The organism is Trichococcus collinsii, assembly GCF_900107505.1.
Taxonomy (GTDB): Bacteria; Bacillota; Bacilli; order Lactobacillales; family Aerococcaceae; genus Trichococcus; species Trichococcus collinsii.
The window spans coordinates 43,130-61,555 of the sequence record NZ_FNQH01000002.1 but is presented as its reverse complement, the minus strand read 5'-3'; the positions used below and the strand labels follow the sequence as shown (position 1 = coordinate 61,555).

The window sequence follows — 18,426 nt, the reverse complement described above, 5'->3', positions numbered from 1 at the left end:
GAAGAGGCAATCTTCCTGATACTATGAAAAATCAAATGGTAGCAATGATATTAGCCGGAGGGCAAGGCACTCGGCTTGGAAAATTGACACGCGAAACCGCCAAACCGGCCGTTCCGTTCGGTGGAAAATATCGAATAATCGATTTTGCTTTAAGTAACTGTGCTAACTCAGGCATCAATAAAGTCGGGGTAGTGACACAGTATCAACCTTTGGAATTGAATGAACACATCGGAAATGGTGAGTCGTGGGGATTGACCGGCAGAGATGGTGGAGTGACTATCCTTCAGCCATATTCGAGTGCGGACGGCGAAAAGTGGTTCAAGGGGACTGTTCATGCCATATACCAGAATATCGCCTATATCGACAGATACAATCCGGAATACGTGCTGGTATTGTCTGGTGACCATATCTACAAGATGGACTACTCCCATATGTTGGAGTTCCATATTGCGCACAATGCCAGTTTGACAGTGGGTGTTATCCCTGTTCCGATGGAAGAAGCACCTCGCTTCGGCATCATGAACACAGATCAGACAAACCGCATCATCGAATTCGATGAAAAACCGAAAGAACCGAAAAGCAATCTGGCATCCATGGGGATCTATATCTTCAATTGGCAGGTACTCCGTAAATATTTGGTTGAGGATCAGGCGAAACAACGCGAAATGGAAGATTTCGGCAAAAACGTCATCCCTACCTATCTTGAAAACGGCGAAAATTGTTTCGCTTATGCGTTTGATGGTTATTGGAAAGACGTCGGTACCATCGAAAGCCTATGGGAAGCGAATATGGAATTTCTGGATCCAAATCACACCTTGAACATCCGGGATGAAGAATGGCGCATTTATTCAAAAAATCCGGTGTCCCCTCCTCAATTCTTGACAGAGACATCCAATGTGACGGATTCCATGATTGTTGATGGCTGCTACGTTGCAGGGGAAATTACCCATTCGATTCTTTCCCAGAATGTTCGGGTCGGTAACGGCTCAGTGGTACGCGATAGTTTGATCATGGCGAACGTAACAATCGGAGAGAATGTCACAATCGAGCATGCCATCATTGGGGAAAATGCAAAAATCGCCGACAATGCGAATGTCATTGGCAAGAACGGTGAAATCGAAGTTGTCGGATATGCTGAAGTTATAGGAGGACTGAAAGATGAAGATGAATAGTATTTGTGCCATTTTAAATTTAACCGAGGACGAGACGGCGTTGAAACCTTTGACACATGTCCGCCCGATTGCCTCTTTGCCGTTCGCTAGCCGTTATCGCCTGATCGATTTCAATCTTTCAAGCATCAGCCATGCTGAAATCAAATCAGTGGGCATGTTCATCGCAGGAAGCGGACGCTCGATCTATGACCATATTCGCAGCGGATCCACATGGGACCTTGAGTCCGGCTTGGCCGGCGGGATTTTTACCTATTCTCAACAAATGCTGAAAGCGGTCCAAGAAAAAAATGGTGATGCTCCAGATTTTTATCAGAACCATAAGGAATTCATTGAGCGCTCTAAAGGCGAATACGTTGTCGTCATGGGCAGCAAAATCCTGGCCAATGTCGACATCAAAGCGGTTATGCAGCATCATTTGGCAAAGGAAGGCGATATCACCGTTCTCTACAAGACTGTTCCTAAAACTTTCTTTAAGGAGAGACCGCAGGAAAAAGTGCTTCTGATTGATCGCGATGAATACTTGCTTCATCTTATCAATGCAGAAGATACTGCTGCTGAACTTGACCGTTTAGCTCTGGACATGAATATGTATTTCATGAGAGTCGATAAGATGCTGGAGCTGATTCAACGCGCCGAACTGGAAGACGTGCAACTCGATGCGGACAAACTGATTGAACATTATTTGCCGGAATACCAAATCAGCACCTACGAATATACAGGCTATTTAGCCGATATCGACTCTATCCCGGCTTACTTCAACGCGAACATGGAAATGCTGGAAAAAAATAAATTTTCAGCGCTGTTCCACGGTAGCCAAAACGTCATCACAAAGGTTAAAAATGGGGCACCAACCTATTATGCTAAAGGGGCACATGTGAAAAATGCCCAATTCGCTACAGGTTGTGTCATCGAGGGGACGGTCGAGAATTCTTTGATCTTCCGTAAAGTCAACATCGCTAAGGATGCTGAAGTGCACAATTGTATGATTATGCAAGGCTCTAAAATCGGTGAAGGTGCAATCCTTGAATATTGCATTCTGGACAAAAATGTTACAGTCGGACCCGGCGTGACTTTGAAAGGCACAAAAGATAATCTTGTCGTGATCGAAAAAAATAGAACAATTACCGTTTAGAAAGAAGGATGCGCACGATGAAAATTTTATTTGCCGCAAGTGAGGCTGCTCCTTTTTTTTAAAACAGGTGGTCTCGGCGATGTCGCGTATGCATTGCCGAAGGAGTTAGTAAAACAAGGCGTGGATATCCGGGTAGTGCTTCCGTATTACTCGACCATGCCTGCGAAATACAAAGAAGATATCAAAGAATTGCTGCACTTCCGCGTACAGGTCGGTTGGAAAAGCATGTATTGCGGTGTGAAAACATTGGAATTGGAAGGCGTGACCTATTATTTCATCGATAATCAAGCCTATTTCAATCGTCCATCTCTCTACGGTCAAATGGATGATGCCGAAAGATTCGGTTTCTTTTCCTTGGCGATCTGCGAAATGATGGAAAAAATTGATTTCATCCCGGATGTCGTCCATGTGAATGATTGGCATACAGCCATGGTTCCGGTTCTGCTTGTGGATAAATACCATTGGGTCGAAGCGTATCAAGGCATCCGCAAAGTCATCACAATCCATAACATCCGTTTCCAAGGCGTGTACGACCCATCCATTCTGACCAGCATTTTCGGTACCGGCATGAACATCTATCATGAAGCTGGCGTGAAGTATTATGAGAACGTCAATTTCATGAAAGGCGGCATCAATTTCTCTGACGTTGTCACGACGGTCAGCCCGTCCTATGCAAATGAAATTCAGACACAAGAATTCGGTGAAGGATTGGAAGGTACTTTGCGCTATAACAGTTGGAAAATCAGGGGCATCATCAACGGAATCGATTACGATGTCAATGATCCCGAAACCGATCCGAAACTGGAATTCCATTTTTCAGTAGACGATTTGACCGGTAAAGCGGCAAATAAAGCGGCCCTACAGGAGCGTTTGGGATTGGAAGTGAATCCTGACATCCCGTTGATCACGAGTGTCGGACGCTTGACTGATCAAAAAGGTTATCAACTTGTGCAGGAAAAAACCGAGGAATTATTGAATGCCCGGGATGTGCAGATTGCTATTCTCGGTACCGGCGAAGAGGAATACGAGAACTCCTTCCGTTACTTTGCCGCAAAATACCCTGATCGCTTTGCGGCGGTCATCGATTTTGACATCACCTTGGCACAGCAGATGTACGCAGGTGCGGATTTGTTCCTGATGCCTTCCGCATTCGAACCATGTGGCTTGTCACAAATGATTTCCTTGCGCTATGGTACTTTGCCGATTGTGCATGAAACGGGAGGCTTGAAAGACACAGTAGTCCCTTACAATTCCTACACAGGAGAGGGCACTGGGTTCACATTCATTGATTTCAGTGGCTATGCACTGCTCGGAACCATTTATCGTGCGCTGGATGTATATGAGAACCAACCGAAAGCCTGGGCAGAAATGGTTCGCGAAGCAATGAGCAGCGATTTCAGCTGGAAAGAACCTGCCAAGGATTATCTGGACGTCTATCAGTCATTAGTCAACGAATAAGAGGAGTTGGAAGCATATATGGCATTTGACGTTCAAGAGTTCAAAAAAGAATATCAAAAGAAATTTGAGGAATTATTCGCTTACGGTTATGAGGCGGGCTCGAAAACGGAACAGTACATAGCTTTGGGTGACTTGGTCCGCGGACTTTACTCCGAGGATTGGATTCAAACAATCACGGAGTACAACAAGAAAAAGGAAAAGCAAGTCTATTACTTTTCGATGGAGTTCCTGCCAGGAAGAATGTTGAAAAGTAATCTCCTGAATATGGGGATACTGGACTGTGTCAAACAAGGCATGGAGGATATGGGCTTGGACTTGGATGAAGTAGCGCGTGCTGAAGTCGATCCGGCCTTAGGGAACGGTGGACTTGGCAGATTGGCTTCCTGCTTCATGGATTCGATCGCGTCGACCGGCCTTGCCGGAAACGGCAACGGAATCCGCTACCGTTATGGTCTTTTCAAACAAAAATTTATCAATGGCTATCAGATTGAATTGCCTGAGAATTGGCTCCGTAACAGGAACGTATGGGAAGTCAGAAAAGAGAACAAAGCCGTCATCGTCCGTTTCGGCGGAGATGTCAGCTTTACGCAGGAGGATGGGGACGGCAGATTGCGTGTGCGTCACGAAAATACTCGTGATATCCTCGCGGTTCCTTACGATACGGCGCAAGTCGGCTACAATAATGGCATCGTAAATAATCTGCGGCTTTGGTCGGCAGAAATACCTTATGGTGATGAAGCGCGTTTTTCGACGGAAGAGCAACGTGAAGAAGTCAAACGCATCACCGAAGTATTGTATCCGGATGATTCCAACTATGAAGGTCGTCTCTTGCGCGTTCAGCAGGAATATTTTTTCTCCTCTGCTGGCATCCAAAGTATCGTCCGCTATTTCAAGCGATTAAATCTGGATTGGAGCCTTTTCCCGGATAAAATTGCCATCCACATCAACGATACGCACCCAACTTTGGCAATCCCTGAATTGATGCGGATTCTGTTGGATGAGGAAGGGTTGACTTGGGACCAAGCGTGGGAAATCACGAAGAAAACAGTCAGCTATACCAACCATACGATTCTTCAGGAAGCAATGGAGCGTTGGCCGGAAACGATGATTTCGGATCTGTTGCCGCGTATCTACCAGATCATTCAGGAAATCAATCGCCGTCATATCGATAAGAAAACGCCTTTATATGGGGAAGAATTATCCCAGCGCACTGCCATAATCGCTAATGGACAGATCAAAATGGCTAACCTTGCGATCATCGGCAGTCATAGCGTCAATGGCGTCGCTAGATTGCATACTGACATCCTGATGGCTGATACACTGCATGACTTCTATGTGATGTATCCGCAAAAATTCAACAATAAAACCAATGGAATCACGCAAAGACGCTGGGTCCAAATCGCGAATGAAAATCTTACTGCGATGCTTGATGAGACAATTGGTACGGAGTGGAAAAGCGATCCGGAAGAGATAAAAATCCTGAAAGCGCACCGCGACAATAAAATGGTCTTAGACAAGCTGGAGCAAGTCAAGCTGGCAAACAAAAAACGTTTTGCGGCATATGTGGAGCAAGAGATGGGCATCGAAATCGATCCGACTGCATTGTTCGACGTGCAGATCAAACGATTGCATGCTTATAAACGCCAACTATTGAACGTGCTGCATATCTTGGACAGATATCTGCAACTGAAGGATAATCCCAATGCTAATCTTCAGAAGCGTGTCTTCATTTTCGGTGCAAAGGCTGCGCCTAGTTATTATTATGCAAAACAAATCATCAAGTTGATTAATTCGATTGCATATCTGATTAACAATGACCCTTCCATCAAAGATAAAATCAAGATTGTTTTCGTTGAGAACTATGGCGTTTCATTGGCAGAACTGATCATCCCGGCAGCCGATATCAGTGAGCAGATTTCTCTTGCCGGTAAGGAAGCTTCCGGTACCAGCAATATGAAGCTTATGTCGAATGGTGCCATCACGATGGCAACGTTGGACGGTGCCAATGTTGAAATCAGAGATAATGTTGGTGATGACAATATCTTCATCTTTGGGCTGAAGAGTGATGAAGTACAAGAGTACTATCGCAATGGCGTATACAATTCCAGAGATGTATACGACAAGAATCCGCGTTTGAAACGTATCCTGAATCTGCTTATTGATGGCACGATTCCAGGTGTCGAGACGGAAGGTCGGGATATTTTCGATTCGTTGGTCATGTACAACGACGAGTATTTCCTACTGAAGGACTTTGATGGATACTTGCAAGCGCAATATGAGGCGGATGTGGCCTTTTCCGACAGAGACAGGTGGAACCGGATGGCACTGATGAATATTGCAAGCTCAGGGCCGTTTTCATCAGATTACACGATTCTGCGTTACGCGGATGAAATCTGGAAGATCAAACCACAGTCCGGGTCAAAATTTAACTAAACGCAAGCAAGGGCTGCCTCATTTTAGAGGCAGCCCTTGCTTGCGTTTATGAACATGAATAAATAAAATTTATCCATGCTCATGTTATACATCCGTTCACAGTCGCCCCTTTCCAAAAAAAAAAAAGCCCCTGATTAGGGGCGGTGTTACATAAGCGATTCGTTATTTATCGGTTTCACGTTTGAAGTAGAATTCCTGTTCTTCTGCCTCATCGTAGATGGTCAGCGTAGGGGACGTATCTTTTTTCAGGATCAGATAATAGCCGAAGTGGTCGCGGAAGACCAATTCGTTGGGTTTGGCTTCCTCAAGGGTTGCTTTTAATTTTTTGTTGTTAAGGAGAATCTCCAGATTATCAGTAATTTCAACCTTCAAGGACTGTGCGTCGTTTTTCCATGTGCCGATGTAAGGAGTGTACGATGTTGATTGGCTCTTACCGGCATTGCGATTTGATTTGAACAAAGCAGAGCTGATGCTTGCGATTACGGATAATCCGACTACGATCCTCCAAGGATTATTTTTTTTCACTGATTTGAAACCTCCCACATTAAGTTAACTCATAGTATATTCCTTTTTTTGCAAATGGCCATAGCATTAACAATACAAATATGTTACAAATGATGTAAAGTTTGAAAAGGTAATTGCCATAGCCATGATATGATGATATTCTAAAGCATAAATGAAAATACAATTACAAAATTAAAAAAAGATTAAAGAAATCAAGTGAGGAAGTGTTTGGTTTGAAGGTTATCAAATTTGGCGGGAGTTCTCTTGCGAATGGAACTCAATTGAAAAAAGTTTTGCAGATTGTGAAAGATGACGCAGACAGAAGGATTGTGGTCGTTTCAGCACCCGGAAAGCGCAATGACTCCGATGAGAAGGTTACGGATCTGCTGATCAAGCTAGCCGATGAGGTACAAAATAAAGAAGATCATCAAAAAACCCTGAAGACGATTCTGAAAAGATATCAAGATATCGTCGATGAATTGGAGATCGATCCGAGCGTTATGGACATCATTTCCAAAAACTATGATAAATTGATCCAGACGAAATTCTACAACGAATTGTATGCGCTGGACGCGTACAAAGCAAGCGGTGAAGACAATAGCGCCATTCTTGTAGCTGCATTTTTCAATAAAGAGGGCGTACCAGCCAAATACGTAAACCCGAAGGATGCCGGCCTATTGGTAACCGATAACCCAGGGAATGCACGCGTATTACCGGAATCCTTCAAGAATCTCTATGCGTTGCGGGATTCGAAAGAAATCATCGTGTTCCCGGGATTCTTCGGTTACACGAAGGATGGACAATTGCTTACCTTCTCAAGAGGGGGATCCGACATCTCCGGCGCAATCGTCGCCAACGGTGTTAAAGCCAGCCTTTATGAGAACTTTACGGACGTGGATGCCATCTATGTTGCAAACCCTAAGATGGTCAAACATCCGAAAAAAATCAAGCAACTCACTTACCGAGAAATGCGTGAATTATCCTACAGCGGATTTTCAGTCTTCCATGATGAAGCTTTGCAGCCTGCTTTCAGTGCCGGAATCCCGGTAGTCGTCAAAAATACAAATAATCCGTCTGCTCCAGGTACCAGCATCACAAGAACGAAGCCTGAAAACAAGCAGATCGTTTCCGGTATCGCGAGTTCGACTGGCTTCATGAGTATCTACATCGGCAAATACCTGATGAACAGAGAGGTCGGCTTCGGTCGCAGAGTGCTGCAGATCTTCGAAGATTTCAATCTGAACTTCGAGCACATGCCATCCGGTATCGACGATTTGTCGATCATCTTGCGCGCCAATCAAATGACGATGCAGCAGGAACAAGAATTATTGTATCGCTTGAAGAACGAGTTGGAAGCGGACGATGTTCAAGTCAAGGGCGGCATTTGCTTATTGATGATCGTTGGCGAAGGCATGGTCAATTCCGTCGGGACAGTAGCGAAAGCTTGTACCGCACTTGCTGAAGCGGACATCAACCTGGAAATGATCAACCAAGGTTCGTCAGAAGTCAGCATCATGTTTGGAATTGACGAAAAGGACGAAGCTAGAGCAGTCAAAGTTCTGTACGATGCATTCTTTCCAGCAAAAAAAGACTAAATTAAAAGCAGAAACAGGCATTGATGTAAAATTCATCGATGCCTGTTTTTAAAATTTCCGGTAAGTTATCGAAGAGGCTTCACCTAACAAAAAAAAGAAAGCGTTCGGGGCCCGAACGCTTTCTTTTTTTTGTTAGGTTACATCAGTAAGTTTATTTTTCCGGGCACGGTACCTGTGTTGGATTGGGAGTCTTTCCATCAGGTTTTGAAGTACCTTGAAAGTGATGGGTAGGGATTTTTGCCAGGAGTCTCAGACTGTTCATGATGACCAGTATTGCGCTGCCTTCGTGTCCGACCACGCCGAGCGGAAGGTTGATGAGTTGGAACAGGTTTGACAAGATCAGAATGAGGATGACGGTGATTGAGAAGATGATGTTCTGCATAGTGATTTTTTTCAGCTTCTTCGACAACCCATAGCTATATTCTAATTTGTCCAGTTCATTCTTCATCAGCACCACGTCTGCCGTTTCCATTGCGATGTCCGTTCCTTCGCCCATAGCGATGCCGATGTCGGCATTTGCCAGTGCGGGGGCGTCATTCACGCCGTCTCCGACCATCGCGACTAATTTATATTTCGACTGAAGATCTTTCAGGATGGTTGTCTTATCTTCGGGAAGACAGTTTGCTCGGATCTCATCCACACCCAATTGCTTGCCAATCGTTTGCCCAGTTGCTTCATTGTCGCCAGTGATCATGATCGTATGGACACCATTGGCTTTGAAAAAGGCGATCATGTCTTTTGCCTCTGACTTGGGCGTATCCAATAAAGCGTAATAAGCCACGACCGTATCATCCTGCGAAACATAAATGACGGTCTTTCCTTCGTTCTGGAGCGCAAAAGCCTCTTTTACAAACGGAGGATCGTTCAAGTCATCTTTAACGACGAAGGACTTTTTGCCAATTTTCCATTGGCTTCCGAATGCTTCGCCGGCCAATCCGAAACCGGTAAGATCCTGGATAGTATCCATCTGCGACTTCTCATAGTCTTTCGTGTCAAGATATTTGACCAACGCTGAAGCAATCGGATGGGTGGAGGAATGTTCCAAAGCATATACAACGGACATGATGTGTTTTTCATCCGTGCCTGCCAAATAGCTAGCTTCTGTCACTACAGGTTTGCCTTCCGTCAGCGTTCCTGTTTTGTCGAATGCGATACAGTCCATCGCGGAGAAGTTCTCGATCGCAATACCGCCTTTGAACAGTATACCGTGCTTGGCTGCATTGGAAATGGCGGAAAGGACAGCCGGAGTAGCCGAAGCCACCAATGCGCAAGGGGAGGCGACCGTCAACAGCACCATACCGCGATAGAATGATTCATTCCAGCCCCAATCCAGGATGAAGTAAAACACAGCGATCATTACCGGAACAAAAACAAGGACGATTTTGACATAGGTGTTTTCGATGCGGTTGATGAAGCTTGCTGTTTTCGAAGGGGTCTTTTGCGCTTCTTCGACCATACGGATAATTTTGGCGAACAAGGTATCCTTGGATTCTTTCGAGACAGTCATCGTCAACGCTTCGCTCAAGTTGATCGTGCTTCCGAAGATATCATCGCCAACAGTCTTTTCGACAGGTACGGATTCGCCGGAAATGGCGGCTTCATCAATCAAGCCTTGGCCCGATGCGATCGTTCCGTCGATTGGGATGCTAGCACCTTTAGAAACCATTAATCTATCGCCGACTTTCAGATCTTTGACTGCAACGTCTTCGATCGATCCGTCCGGGTTGATTCGCTTTGCAGTGTCAGGGACAATGTTCATCAATGCAGTGATCGCTTGCGTACTTTTATCGGTCGCGTATTCCTCAAGTGAACCGGATAACGAGAAGATAAAGATGAGCAGTGCACCTTCCATCCAGTAGCCGATAAGCGAGGCGCCAACTGCGGCAAGCACCATCAGTATGTCGACGTTCAGGTGCTTATTTTCTACTGTATCGATGAATCCTTCTTTTGCTTGTTTATAGCCGCCTATGATGAACGATAGCACGAAAATGATGGCTGCAGTTGTATCAAAGTTTTGCCATTGCAACACAATGCCAAGAATGATGAGAATGCCACTGATCGTGGTTGCGATCATCGCTTTATTCTTGAATAAGTCTTTCATTATTTGACACTCCTTCCTTATATGCCTTCATGATAGCACTAAAGAAGCCTAGATTATAATCATTATAATCAAACAGAAATGAATCTCATTCTCATTGTCCATAAATCAGACACAATTTTAAGAGGCGAAAAATTGCATACAGCAATAAAATCAGAAAGGGAATGAACGGCGCTAGATTATAATGATTATCGATAAGCTTTAATAATGTTCTGGGAGAGAAAATAAAAAGCCACCCCAAAAGGATGGCCAAAATTATTTTTAGACAAACAGGAAATAAATCAGAACGATGGCACCAAGGATAATCCTGTACCAACCGAACGCTTTGAAATCATTGCGCTTCAGATATCCGATCAGAAACTTGATAGCAACAATCGAAACGAGGAAAGCTGTGAGCATGCCTGACAAGAGAACGGCAAATTCAAGTCCGCTGAAGTCAAAACCGAATTTGATGATCTTCAAAAAGCTAATCCCGAACATGATCGGAATGCTCATGAAGAAAGAAAATTCCGTCGCGATGAAACGCGAAGTGCCCAAAACCATGCTCCCTAGGATGGAGGAACCAGAGCGAGAGGTTCCCGGAATGATTGATAGAGCTTGGAACAAACCGATCTGGAAAGCTTTCATATAAGTCAACTCGCTGAATTCAGTGATGCTTGGTTCGCGATCCTTATGCTTGTTTTCGATAACGATGAACAAAATCCCGTAGATGATCAGCGCCATAGCCACAACAGTTGCGTTCAGGAGATTTTCGTCCGCCCAATCGTTCAATGGCAAGCCGATGACTGCTGCTGGAATACAACCGATGACTACTTTTTTCCAGATATCCCAAGTCTGTGTCTTCTCTTCCTTCGTTTTTCTTGGAGAGAAGGGATTCAGTTTGTGAAAATAAATGACGACGACCGCTAGGATGGCACCTAGCTGAATAACATAGAAGAACATCTCCTTGAATGCCTGCGAAAGATCCAATTGGATGAACTCGTCAACCAAGATCATGTGGCCCGTGCTGCTGATTGGCAACCATTCAGTGATACCCTCTACAATGCCGAGGATAATTGCTTTCAGTATTTCCATAAATTCCATATAATATCCTTTCTGTTGTGCATTTTTTTGATACTCCATCATCTAGTATAGCGAAATGAAAAAGATTAGCCAATCCTTTTCATGGATTCTTAAGGAATGAAAGAGCGTTTTTGAATGTAAGCGGTGCTAAAAAAATTCACAATGCTTGTCTGTTTATGTTAAAATGAAGTATACCAATTTTCACATAAGCTCACTTAAACAAGGAAGAGGCGATAGCATGTTTGGCTTTTTTAAAAAGGATGAAAAAAAGGGAAAACTGCCGGTTGAGAAGGAAATTTTGTATGCACCTGCCAACGGGATAGTGGTACCTGTTTCTGATGTTGCAGACCCAGTATTTTCCCAAAAAATGATGGGTGACGGTTTCGCAGTCATTCCTGCAGACGGAAACATCTATTCACCAGCAAAAGGTAAAGTATTGAGCGTATTTCCGACAAAGCATGCTGTGGGCATTTTATTGGACAGCGGTTTGGAACTTTTGTTGCACATGGGGTTGGATACGGTTGAGTTAAACGGGAAACCCTTCGAGATCTTCGTGAAGGAAGGCCAAGCTGTGACTGCGGACACTCTGATAGCCAAAGTGGATTTAGTACAACTGCAGGAAGCCGGCAAAGATTCCGCGATGGTCGTTGTCATCACAAATATGGATAAAGTTAAAAACTTCAGCCTGGATGTGACTGGCGATGCTGCCGTTAAAGCAGAAATAGGAAGCGTCCTGCCAAAGGAATAATTTCATCTATCTAAAAAAGCTTCATCCGGAGATTTGCCGGATGAAGCTTTTTAGTTAAGCGGAAAAGATCCCTGAGAGTCGACTTTTGCAAACCGAAAATCCGTTAAGGACGTTGCAGCGAAAAAATCTCTCCGAGCTTTGTATAGTCGTTGCCAGCCAGCCTTGCGACCGGCTCCAATTTGTCGGCCAAAACATACTGTTTTTCCTGATCGAACACCGATTCATCGAAAAAGAAATCTACGACGCGCAGGATGAAAAGATCCGTAAGCACGTTGCCATCCGCATCCGTCAGAGGAACATATTGGTGGACAGTTGTCTCCATCCGTACTTTCGCCTCTTTGATGGCAGGTACAGTGATAGTGTTGCTGGCAGTCATTGTCAAATCCGTCAGATCGATTTCGCTCTCGGTGTCGGGCAGTTGAGCGGCCGTCTTGTTCATCTCCTCAACCAAGTCTTCGCTGACGATATGGACGACGCCTTGTCCCAAAGCCAGTAGGTTTTTGGCAGAATCCTTGATTTTTCCGTCATTCCTCAGAATGGCTACGCTGATCAGCGGCAGCACATTCGAGGCGACGCTAAAAAAACTGAAGGGTGCGGCATTGACGATCTGTGTTTCCGGATTCTGAGTGGTAATCCAAGCAATTGGACGGGGAATGATGCTCCCGGTCAAAAATTTGTACATCTGTTTTGTGTTGAGTTCTTCGCTATTGAAATGCTGCATGAGATCACTTCTTTCTGTTCAGAATAGTTGATTCGATCGCTTTTCGTTTTGGTTGCAGGAAATCAGGGAGAGCGAATGTTTCCCCGAGTTCCGCCAATGGTTCATCCAATGTGAAGCCAGGTTTGTCGGTTGCAATCTCGATGCGCAATCCGCTCGGCTCGCGCAGATAAAGGCTTTGGAAGTAACCGCGATTGATGATTTTTTCTACGGTAATGTTATTTTCTTTTGCCTTTTCAAGTATTTGCTCCAGATCTTTGCGGTCCGGAACGTTGTAAGCAATATGGTCGATGGCTCCTCTGCCGAGACGGGAAGGCTTCTGGCTTGTGGACTGAATCAGCCGACTTTTCTCATCCGGGGAAGACCTCGGATGGGCAATATGATCTGTCAGCAGCATGCCCAGCACATCGTGGAAAAAGGCCTCGGTTTTTTTTACATCTGACACGGTATAATGAATGCCTTGGATTCCGATGATCTGGTATTCGGCTGGCACCTCGCTGTGGTTCGTCGCCTGATTGGCTGCAATCATTTCGGCTACTTCGACCAAACTGATTTTCATATCGTCAGGGTCCAGAAAGGTACATCCTTCATCATCGTTTTCAATCAAACGAACGGCCCTCGCGGTCAGGCGTTTTTCCCAGAATAGAAGACTGCCTTGAGGAATCTTCAATAGCACTTCGTGGATGAAACTGTCTTCTTCGTGACGATGGCCGACTTTGGGCAACTCGAAAAAGGTCAAAATCGTACCAGGAGTTCCCTTGTAGTCCCCATAAAAAAGATGGGGATCGGTCAAGTTATCCTGATTGACCGTCCGTTTTACGAGGCGTAACCCTAGGATATCTGTATAGAATGTCTTGTTCTTCTCCGCATCTTTGGTGATGGCGGTGAGATGGTGAAAACCGGTAATCATGTAAGCTCCAACCTCCGTTCAAATAATCCATAAGTCGAGTATACAGGAGAGTGGCTCAGCGAGGTAACTATTCTGCTCAGCGATTTGTGCGTTGAATGCGACGGGATACACAAAGCGAAAACAAAAATCCTCCACGTTCATCCGAACGTGAAGGAAAATGCTTCTCTTGTTTATTTTAGTAGAACACGCAGACGCACTCTGGCGCGTAGACGTCTTTTTGCAGCAACGTTAATTTGCCTGTTTCTGTATCGCGTTCGAATAAAGTCAGGTTATCGGAATCCTGATGAGCCACGATCACGAATTGGCCGCTTGGATCCAAGTTGAAGTCACGGGGGATATTTCCTTCAGTCGGTACATATTCCACCAATGACAATGTTTCGCCGTCTTCGGATACCGCATAGACAACCAATGAATCATGACCTCGGTTGGAAGCATAAACGAACTTGCCATCAGCGGAAATGCGGATAGCCGCGCCGCCATTGAAACCGGTATGCTCTTCAGGGATAGTCGTGATGACTTGCAATAATGAGAAAGTGCCTGCTGCTGCATCATAAGCCAATACTTCGACATCGCTGCTCAATTCGCCGAACAAGTAAGCCACTTTTCCGTTCGGATGGAAAACCAAGTGACGCGGGCCAGTGCCCGGAGTCGCTTTATAGCGGGCAACTTCGGTCAGTTTGCCTTCATCGGAAACTGTGTAGGTATATACTTCATCGGTTCCCAAATCGCATGACAGCAAGTATTTTTTATCCGGAGAAAGAGCGCTGTAATGCACATGCGGAATGTTTTGGTTTTCATGGATGCTTGAACCTTCATGTTGCGCACGGTCAGTCATCGTAAAGGAACCATCAGCGTTCTCTTTGTAGACAGTCAAGTATCCGCCGTGGTAATTGGCAGTGAAGATCAATTTTTTGTCTTCGTCGAAGTAGATATAGCAAGGCGCAGATCCTTCGGCAGAAATTTCAGCTACCTTGTCATAGGTTCCGTTTTCATTTTTCTTAAAAGAAGTGATGCCGCCGCCTTCGTCCGTTTTGGAAATCGCGTACAGTGTTTCTTTGTCTGCAGATAAATCCAGGTAAGTAGGGCTGTCGACTTCCGCAATCAAGCGATAATCACGCAATTCTTTTTTATCGGTGTCCAAAATGATTTGATGAACCCCTTTACTTTCTCTTTTCGTGTAAGAGCCAAGATATAAAACTTGTTCCATCCAAAGACCTCCTATATATTATGATAATTCCATTATAACAAATGCCCTTCACAATTACAGGGGAAAAAGCTTCCAAAGCAAATAAAGTTGGTTTCAATGGCATAATCAATGGTTTGCCAAATAAACTGTGATAGAATAGAAGTTGTAAAAAGTGTCTGAAAAGGGGATATGTCAATGCAAAGCAAAGTAATTCAAATTGGAGAAAAAGCAATAGATATAAAGGAACCGATGATCATCTTGTTCGATGACAGCGCAACGGCAACATTGCAGGAGGTTTCCGTCATCCATCGTTTTTTGGAGCCGCAGGAATGGTTCGAACTGTCAGATGGGGACAAGATATTGTTTGACGACCAGGAATACCGCATATCCTATATAGGTACGCATGTCCTGAAAAATCTGCAGTCGCTCGGCCACACAACTATGTTTTTCAAAAATTGGGATGACGAACGCCTGGAAACAAGTATTTATTTGACTCCTTACATTTTGCCCACAATAACGGACGGTACCACCATTACTTATAAGAAGAAAGATTGAAGGTGAGTCCAATGGAAAGAGCTCCACGTAGAGGGACGAAATCCGGGAATCGATTGTCGTGGTTCGAAAAATGGTTTCTGAACAATAAGTTCGTAACTGTTCTTCTAATTATCTTATTGATTCTCCTAATCGTTTTGGTATTCTCAAAAATTTCCCATCTTTTGGGACCGGTAGGCAGCTTCTTCAGTGTCATCGGCTTTCCGCTGATAATGGCGGGTATTTTTTATTACATGTTGAATCCGTTGGTCACACTTATGGAGAAAAAAGGAATCAAACGTTTTGTAGGCACTTGGATCGCCTTTGTACTGGTGTTGCTGATGATGATTTGGGGATTTGCGATTCTGATCCCAATCATCCGCGATCAGACGATAGGCATTGTCCGCGAATTTCCGGCTTATTGGCAGGCAATCGAGACCATGACGATTGAATTGGTCAATTATGATTGGTTTACTTCCCTTCAGGATCAGATTAACCAAATCAATGCAGACATCTTTAACAGTATTTCTGCGAAATTGAACGAGGTCTTATCGAATACGGTAAGCGGGTTAGGCAGTGTGGTAGGGATTTTGACGAATGCGTTTGTGGGAATCGTCACGATGCCTATCATCTTGTATTATTTACTGAAGGAAGGGGATAAGTTGCCACTGACTTTTCTGCAATTCTTTCCGACAAATCTACGGGAATCGATCGGTGAACTTTTGAAGAAAATCAACACGCAGATCAGCCAATATGTCCGCGGTCAGATAACGGTCGCCTTCTTTGTCGGGTTGATGTTCGTCATAGGCTATGCCATTATCGGAATGAAATTCGGCATCGTCTTGGGGATACTCGCAGGCTTCTTGAATATCATCCCGTATATGGGTTCCTTCATTGCGATGGTTCCCGCTGTGATTGTTGCAATAGTGGATTCTCCGCTGATGTTGGCAAAGGTACTGCTGGTTTTCTCGATTGAGCAATTCATCGAGGGGCGCGTGATTTCGCCGCAGGTACTCGGCAGCAATCTCGAGGTCCATCCCGTCACAATTATCTTCGTGTTGCTTACGGCAGGAAAACTGTTCGGCCTGAGCGGTTTCATCTTAGGCATTCCCGGTTATGCGGTCCTTAAAGTGCTGTTCATGCACATCTTCGATTGGTACAAGGAAATTTCCGGATTGTATTTGGATGAACCTGAAGTCGAAGAAGAACCAGACGAGGATTATGTTCAAGAATAATCGAAACGAAAAGGGGTAATGCTTGATGAACAAAAAGAGATGGATTGCGGTGGCAATCGCGCTTGTGCTTTTCATGGCATCAATCGGCTCACAATTTCTGTCGACCCGGTTGGCTGACCAAACGGAAGACTCCCTCAGCCAGCTTACCGGCAATCTGATACCAGGAACGAGCCTGCAGGAAAATGTTATGGAAAGTGGCGATGCCAGCAATCGGATTGCGGTTCTGCATATCGAAGGTACGATTCAATCAGGTACAGGCAGTATGCTGACTGATGGCTCCAGTTATGATCACGACCTTTTCCTGGAGCAATTGAAAGCCATCGAAGAGGATGACACGATCAAGGGTATTTTTCTGATAGTGGACAGCCCGGGTGGTGGAGTATATGAAAGTGCGGAGGCGCACGATAAATTGTACCGCATTGCTGCTGAAAAGGAACTTCCGGTCTATGCTTCGATGCAAGGAACGGCCGCAAGCGGTGGCTACTACATTTCTGCTGGTGCGGATAAAATTTATGCTACAGCTGAAACGACTACCGGTTCGATCGGCGTCATCATGCAAGCAATCGAATACTCGGGCCTTCTTGAAAAATTGGGTATCGAATACAATACGATCAAGTCAGGCAGCCTCAAGGACATTGGGTCGCCGGATCGGGATATGACGGAAGAAGAGCGTGCTTTGCTTCAGGCATACGTCGATGAGGCTTATCAGCGCTTCGTCACTGTCGTATCGACGGGAAGGAACATGCCGGAAGAAGAGGTCCGCGCTGTTGCGAACGGCATGATTTATTCGGGAACCCAAGCGCAAGCGTTAGGGTTGGTGGATGAGATAGCCTACACGGATGATGCATTGAAAGCGATGAAAACCGCCTATGACCTCGAGGATGCGGAAGTATTCGACTACACTTCGACACCGAGCCTGTTTTCCGATTTTTCTTGGTTGTTCGCTCAGGCGGCTACCAAACTGACTGGTCAGGATAATCAGACGCTTTCTGAACTGCAGCTGCTACGTGACACTTTCGGGACAACCGCCGCTCCGAGATTGCTTTATCTCTACGGAGGTGAGTGATGATGGAAGAGCAAACCACTACGCATGAAGAACGTTTGGAAGAAATCCGCAAAAAGAAAATAGCCTGGGAGGAAGCCGAGCGCTATTCCGATCAGCAGGAACGACCGTTTCACCGCTATCCGGATTACGTATTCGCCGGTTTTTGGATCAGATTTTTTGCCTACCTCGTCGACTTGCTGATTGTGCAGGCGTTGGTGGGGATTTTGATCAAGCCGATTTTCGCTTTGGGCGGCATCAGTATGCTAGGGAACAATCCCTTGACCTTGTTCGGATTTCTTCAGTTGTTGATCCTTGTCGGATATTTCATACTGACAACAAAATATACAAACGGCCAAACAGTTGGGAAAATGATTTTCGGCATCCGTGTCGTCTGCTTTAAAGAAGAAAAACTCAGTTGGCAGACCGTCCTGATTCGCGAAGGCGTCGGCCGATATATCGGTAAAATCGTGGCTGTGATCTATCTGGTCGCTGCCTTCCAAAACAAGAAACAACATCCGATCGACATGCTTTGTGACACGTCGGTCGTGACGGAAAACAGCATCAGGGCTTTGCAGGAAGGCTACTAAAGAAATAGAACG

15 protein-coding genes and 1 pseudogene are annotated in these 18,426 nt (G+C 45.1%); 10 read left to right on the top strand and 6 right to left on the bottom strand.

Translation table 11 applies throughout. From position 1 onward, the window contains the following. The first annotated feature begins 23 nt into the window (after positions 1 to 23). The 4 genes and pseudogenes from BLV66_RS04615 (at position 24) to BLV66_RS04600 (ending at position 6,195) form a co-directional block, all read left to right on the top strand. The gene (locus BLV66_RS04615; protein ID WP_086987599.1) at positions 24 to 1,172 is read left to right on the top strand and encodes a glucose-1-phosphate adenylyltransferase; all 1,149 of its coding nucleotides are present in this window, start codon (positions 24 to 26) and stop codon (positions 1,170 to 1,172) included. Next, entirely contained in the window at positions 1,159 to 2,304 is a 1,146-nt protein-coding gene (gene glgD, locus BLV66_RS04610; RefSeq protein WP_086987600.1) for a glucose-1-phosphate adenylyltransferase subunit GlgD, read from the top strand. Before BLV66_RS04615 ends, glgD begins: the two co-directional genes overlap by 14 nt. A 17-nt stretch (positions 2,305 to 2,321) precedes the next feature. Beyond that, positions 2,322 to 3,762 (top strand): annotated as a pseudogene (glgA, locus tag BLV66_RS04605) (glycogen synthase GlgA). An 18-nt stretch (positions 3,763 to 3,780) separates the two neighbouring features. After that, positions 3,781 to 6,195 carry a glycogen/starch/alpha-glucan phosphorylase gene (locus BLV66_RS04600; RefSeq protein WP_086987601.1) on the top strand — a complete coding sequence of 805 codons (2,415 nt, stop codon included), beginning with the start codon at positions 3,781 to 3,783 and terminating at the stop codon, positions 6,193 to 6,195. Between the two features lie 162 nt (positions 6,196 to 6,357). On the opposite strand, the gene BLV66_RS04595 is transcribed toward BLV66_RS04600, so the two are convergent. Beyond that, entirely contained in the window at positions 6,358 to 6,720 is a 363-nt protein-coding gene (locus tag BLV66_RS04595; RefSeq protein WP_168173136.1) for a DUF4828 domain-containing protein, read from the bottom strand. Positions 6,721 to 6,932: 212 nt separating this feature from the next. Between BLV66_RS04595 and BLV66_RS04590 the strand changes: the two genes are divergently transcribed. After that, positions 6,933 to 8,294, top strand: a complete 1,362-nt coding sequence (locus BLV66_RS04590) for an aspartate kinase (RefSeq protein WP_086987602.1) — start codon at positions 6,933 to 6,935, stop codon at positions 8,292 to 8,294. Positions 8,295 to 8,445: 151 nt separating this feature from the next. Here the strand turns inward: BLV66_RS04590 and BLV66_RS04585 are convergent, their stop codons facing one another. Together BLV66_RS04585 and BLV66_RS04580 are read right to left on the bottom strand one after the other, a co-directional pair. Beyond that, a complete protein-coding gene (locus BLV66_RS04585; RefSeq protein ID WP_086987603.1) occupies positions 8,446 to 10,395 on the bottom strand; it encodes a heavy metal translocating P-type ATPase in 1,950 nt (649 codons plus the stop codon). 258 nt (positions 10,396 to 10,653) lie between these two features. Next, on the bottom strand, positions 10,654 to 11,475 hold the full coding sequence (locus BLV66_RS04580) for an undecaprenyl-diphosphate phosphatase (RefSeq protein ID WP_086987698.1): 822 nt from the start codon (positions 11,473 to 11,475) through the stop codon (positions 10,654 to 10,656). Between the two features lie 217 nt (positions 11,476 to 11,692). Between BLV66_RS04580 and BLV66_RS04575 the strand changes: the two genes are divergently transcribed. After that, positions 11,693 to 12,202, top strand: coding sequence for a PTS sugar transporter subunit IIA (locus tag BLV66_RS04575; RefSeq protein WP_086987604.1), 510 nt, complete (start codon positions 11,693 to 11,695; stop codon positions 12,200 to 12,202). A gap of 103 nt (positions 12,203 to 12,305) precedes the next feature. Here the strand turns inward: BLV66_RS04575 and BLV66_RS04570 are convergent, their stop codons facing one another. The 3 genes from BLV66_RS04570 to BLV66_RS04560 form a co-directional block, all read right to left on the bottom strand. Beyond that, positions 12,306 to 12,923, bottom strand: a complete 618-nt coding sequence (locus BLV66_RS04570; RefSeq protein WP_086987605.1) for a flavin reductase family protein — start codon at positions 12,921 to 12,923, stop codon at positions 12,306 to 12,308. A gap of 4 nt (positions 12,924 to 12,927) precedes the next feature. Then, positions 12,928 to 13,830, bottom strand: coding sequence for a VOC family protein (locus BLV66_RS04565; RefSeq protein ID WP_086987606.1), 903 nt, complete (start codon positions 13,828 to 13,830; stop codon positions 12,928 to 12,930). A 175-nt stretch (positions 13,831 to 14,005) separates the two neighbouring features. Further along, positions 14,006 to 15,037: a lactonase family protein gene (locus tag BLV66_RS04560; RefSeq protein ID WP_086987607.1), complete on the bottom strand. Its 1,032-nt coding sequence runs from the start codon at positions 15,035 to 15,037 to the stop codon at positions 14,006 to 14,008. A gap of 174 nt (positions 15,038 to 15,211) precedes the next feature. On the opposite strand from BLV66_RS04560, the gene BLV66_RS04555 reads away from it, so the two are divergent. Genes BLV66_RS04555 through BLV66_RS04540 form a run of 4 tightly spaced genes read left to right on the top strand, consistent with a single transcriptional unit; the run spans position 15,212 to position 18,414 of the window. Next, positions 15,212 to 15,571, top strand: a complete 360-nt coding sequence (locus BLV66_RS04555; protein ID WP_176974139.1) for a PTS glucitol/sorbitol transporter subunit IIA — start codon at positions 15,212 to 15,214, stop codon at positions 15,569 to 15,571. 11 nt (positions 15,572 to 15,582) lie between these two features. Beyond that, complete coding sequence (locus BLV66_RS04550; protein ID WP_086987609.1) at positions 15,583 to 16,782, top strand: AI-2E family transporter; 1,200 nt, start codon at positions 15,583 to 15,585, stop codon at positions 16,780 to 16,782. 25 nt (positions 16,783 to 16,807) lie between these two features. Continuing rightward, positions 16,808 to 17,848 (top strand): signal peptide peptidase SppA, encoded by a 1,041-nt coding sequence (gene sppA, locus BLV66_RS04545; RefSeq protein WP_086987610.1) that lies wholly within the window; start codon positions 16,808 to 16,810, stop codon positions 17,846 to 17,848. Further along, positions 17,848 to 18,414, top strand: coding sequence for an RDD family protein (locus tag BLV66_RS04540; RefSeq protein ID WP_245826755.1), 567 nt, complete (start codon positions 17,848 to 17,850; stop codon positions 18,412 to 18,414). Before sppA ends, BLV66_RS04540 begins: the two co-directional genes overlap by 1 nt. The last annotated feature ends 12 nt before the right edge of the window (positions 18,415 to 18,426 follow it).

Coding starts and splice junctions, on each gene's coding strand:
- BLV66_RS04575 (WP_086987604.1), top strand. CDS start 11,693: ATGTTTGGCTTTTTTAAAAAGGATGAAAAAAAGGGAAAACTGCCGGTT.
- BLV66_RS04580 (WP_086987698.1), bottom strand. CDS start 11,475: ATGGAATTTATGGAAATACTGAAAGCAATTATCCTCGGCATTGTAGAG.
- glgD (WP_086987600.1), top strand. CDS start 1,159: ATGAAGATGAATAGTATTTGTGCCATTTTAAATTTAACCGAGGACGAG.
- sppA (WP_086987610.1), top strand. CDS start 16,808: ATGAACAAAAAGAGATGGATTGCGGTGGCAATCGCGCTTGTGCTTTTC.
- BLV66_RS04600 (WP_086987601.1), top strand. CDS start 3,781: ATGGCATTTGACGTTCAAGAGTTCAAAAAAGAATATCAAAAGAAATTT.
- BLV66_RS04570 (WP_086987605.1), bottom strand. CDS start 12,923: ATGCAGCATTTCAATAGCGAAGAACTCAACACAAAACAGATGTACAAA.
- BLV66_RS04565 (WP_086987606.1), bottom strand. CDS start 13,830: ATGATTACCGGTTTTCACCATCTCACCGCCATCACCAAAGATGCGGAG.
- BLV66_RS04540 (WP_245826755.1), top strand. CDS start 17,848: ATGATGGAAGAGCAAACCACTACGCATGAAGAACGTTTGGAAGAAATC.
- BLV66_RS04555 (WP_176974139.1), top strand. CDS start 15,212: ATGCAAAGCAAAGTAATTCAAATTGGAGAAAAAGCAATAGATATAAAG.
- BLV66_RS04585 (WP_086987603.1), bottom strand. CDS start 10,395: ATGAAAGACTTATTCAAGAATAAAGCGATGATCGCAACCACGATCAGT.
- BLV66_RS04550 (WP_086987609.1), top strand. CDS start 15,583: ATGGAAAGAGCTCCACGTAGAGGGACGAAATCCGGGAATCGATTGTCG.
- BLV66_RS04615 (WP_086987599.1), top strand. CDS start 24: ATGAAAAATCAAATGGTAGCAATGATATTAGCCGGAGGGCAAGGCACT.
- BLV66_RS04560 (WP_086987607.1), bottom strand. CDS start 15,037: ATGGAACAAGTTTTATATCTTGGCTCTTACACGAAAAGAGAAAGTAAA.